This window comes from Microbacterium sp. Bi128 (assembly GCF_918698205.1).
This window is the reverse complement of record NZ_CAKKMM010000617.1, coordinates 1-2,859: the sequence shown is the minus strand read 5'-3', so window position 1 is coordinate 2,859 and position 2,859 is coordinate 1. Positions and strand designations below refer to the sequence as shown.

Here is a 2,859-nt window from a genome sequence, read left to right as displayed (position 1 = left end):
GGGCTGGAGGGGCGGAAGGCCCTCAGGAGGGCGGAGACGAGGCGCGAGGCGGTTCCCATTCCCTCACCCTAGACAGACTCCCCCGCGCCGCCGGACGCACGACGAACGGGGCGCCACGGACGAATCCGTGACGCCCCGTCGAGCGGGTGCGGGTGTCAGCCGCGGGTGTCGCTGAGGACGTAGCCCTCTTCGCCGTGCACGACCGTGTCGATGCCGGCGATCTCGTCCTCGTTCTTGACGCGGAAGCCCATCGTCTTCTCGATCGCGAAGCCGATGATGTAGGCCAGCACGAAGGAGTAGACCAGGACGGCCAGCGCCGCGATCGCCTGAACGAGCAGCTGCGTGAACGAACCGCTGTAGATCAGACCGGTGTTGTTCGCGAAGATACCCAGGTACAGGGTTCCGAGCAGACCACCGACGAGGTGGATGCCGACCACGTCGAGCGAGTCGTCGAAGCCGAGCTTGAACTTCAGCTCGATCGCCAGGGCGCAAACGGCACCGGCGACGAGGCCGAGGACGATCGCCCAGAACGGCGTCAGGGCGGCGCAGGCCGGGGTGATCGCGACCAGACCCGCGACGGCGCCCGACGCGGCGCCGACGGAGGTCGGCTTGCCGTCCTTGAACTTCTCGACGATCAGCCAGGCCAGCAGGGCCGCAGCCGGAGCCGCGATCGTGTTGACGAAGGCGAGAGCGGCGGTGCCGTCGGCGGCGAGCTCCGAACCGGCGTTGAAGCCGAACCAGCCGAACCACAGCAGGCCCGCGCCGAGGAGCACGAACGGCGGGTTGTGGGGGACGTGGGCGCCCTTCTGGAAGCCGACGCGCTTGCCGAGCACCAGGGCGAGGGCGAGAGCCGCCGCACCGGCGTTGATGTGGACAGCGGTACCACCCGCGAAGTCGATCGCACCGACGCCGAAGACGTCCTGCATGCCCTTCGTGATCCAGCCGCCGTACGAGAACGAGCCGTCCTCGGCGAGACCGAAGTTGAAGACCCAGCTGGCGACCGGGAAGTAGACGACCGTCGACCAGATAAGGGCGAAGACCATCCACGAACCGAACTTGGCGCGGTCGGCGATGGCACCCGAGACCAGCGCGACGGTGATGATGGCGAACGTGGCCTGGAAGGCGACGAAGGCCAGCGGCGGGTAGGCGGCACCCTCCGGCGTCTCGAGCACGCCCGAGAGGCCGAGTTCGTTGAAGTCGAGGGCCCACGGGGCCTGGGTGGTGCCCGCCTCAGTGGCGGGGAAGGCGATCGCGTAGCCGTAGAGGACCCACAGGACTCCGATGAGTCCCATGGCGCCGAAGCTCATCATCATCATGCTGATGACGCTCTTGGCCTTGACGAGTCCGCCGTAGAAGAACGCGAGTCCTGGCGTCATGAGCAGCACGAGTGCCGCTGCTATCAGGATGAATGCGGTGTTGCCTTGATCCATCTCGAAGAGAACCTCTCTGCAGGGACGCAGGTGTAGCGTCGGGTCCCCTCAGTGTCCACAGCCCCGGTTTCCATCGGCGTGGGATTCGTGTTTCGAGTGCGTTACAGCGGACGGTCGCGTGTAAACATCAGATTTCCCCGTGCCGCGAAGCCGCGATGAAAGGGCCGTTCAGGAGTGCGTCAACGCCACCAGGCGTGACACGGCCCGCAGGTACTTCTTGCGGTATCCGCCGGCCAACATCTCGTCCGCGAAGACGGTGTTCAGCGGCACCCCCGTGGCACGGATCGGGATCTGCGCGTCGTAGGCACGGTCGATGAACGCGACCAGTCGCAGGGCGGCGGACTGATCGTGCAGGACCTGCACGTCGCGCAGCCCGATGGTGTCGACGCCGTCGATGAGGCGGATGAACCGTGACGGGTGCACGCGGGCGAGGTGCGCCACGACGGCCCCGAACTCATCGTCGGTGGCGACGCCACGGGCGGCGGCATCCCGGATCGCGTCGGCGTAGTCGGCATCCGAGAGGACGCGGGCCTCGCCGTCGATCGCGCGCTGCCGGAAGGCGGTGCCGTCGATGCGGATCGTGCGGAAGCTGTCGGCCATCGACTGGATCTCGCGCAAGAAGTCCTGGGCGGCGAAGCGTCCTTCGCCGAGCGCGTTCGGCGGGGTGTTCGAGGTGGCTGCCAGACGGGTTCCGGATGCCACGAGCTCGCCGAGCAGCCGGGTCATGACCATCGTGTCGCCGGGGTCGTCGAGTTCGAACTCGTCGATGCACAGCAGGTCGGAGCCGCGGAACAGCTCGACGGCCTTGGCGTACCCGAGGACGCCCACCAGGGCGGTGTACTCGATGAAGGAGCCGAAGTACTTCCGCCGTGCGGGCATCGCGTGGTAGATCGCGGCGAGCAGGTGGGTCTTGCCCACGCCGAATCCGCCGTCGAGGTAGACGCCGGGCTTGACCGGCGGGGTCTTCTCGGCGCGGCGGAAGAACCCGCTCTTCTTCGCCGGGGCGCTCGAACGTCCGGCGAACGCCTCGAGCAGCTCCTTCGCCTCTTGCTGCGACGGGTAAGCGGCATCCGCCCGGTACGACTCGAAGGTCGCTCCGTCGAACTGCGGCGGCGGCACGAGGGCGCTCACCATCTCGGCGCCCGAGATGGCCGGCTCACGATCGATGAGGTGCACGACGCCGGTCGTCGCAGGCGTAGAGGTCATGGCCGTCCTGTGTCGCAGTCTTACGGAGAGGTGCCTGCTTCGACGCGGCGGTCCTAGGGTCGAAGGTGCGGTGTCCACCCTACGCCGCCCGCTCCCCCACCCCGACCGAGGAGATCCCGTGACCGTCGAGTTCGACACCACCACCCCCAAGTTCGCCGAGTATGCCGAGCCCGGTCGCCTGGTGACCGGCGACTGGCTGCAGGAACGCCTCGGGCAGCCGGGC

At 67.9% G+C, this 2,859-nt stretch carries 2 protein-coding genes; both read right to left on the bottom strand.

Going from position 1 to position 2,859, the window contains the following annotated elements; genetic code table 11:
- Positions 1–155 precede the first annotated feature (155 nt).
- The gene (locus LQV45_RS23805; RefSeq protein WP_230009102.1) at positions 156–1,430 is read right to left on the bottom strand and encodes an ammonium transporter; all 1,275 of its coding nucleotides are present in this window, start codon (positions 1,428–1,430) and stop codon (positions 156–158) included.
- Positions 1,431–1,598: 168 nt separating this feature from the next.
- A complete protein-coding gene (gene zapE, locus LQV45_RS23800) occupies positions 1,599–2,636 on the bottom strand; it encodes a cell division protein ZapE (RefSeq protein ID WP_230009101.1) in 1,038 nt (345 codons plus the stop codon).
- Positions 2,637–2,859 lie beyond the last annotated feature (223 nt).

Bases quoted from the DNA above. Each gene is read 5' to 3' on its own strand.
- LQV45_RS23805 (WP_230009102.1), bottom strand. From the start codon at position 1,430: ATGGATCAAGGCAACACCGCATTCATCCTGATAGCAGCGGCACTCGTG.
- zapE (WP_230009101.1), bottom strand. From the start codon at position 2,636: ATGACCTCTACGCCTGCGACGACCGGCGTCGTGCACCTCATCGATCGT.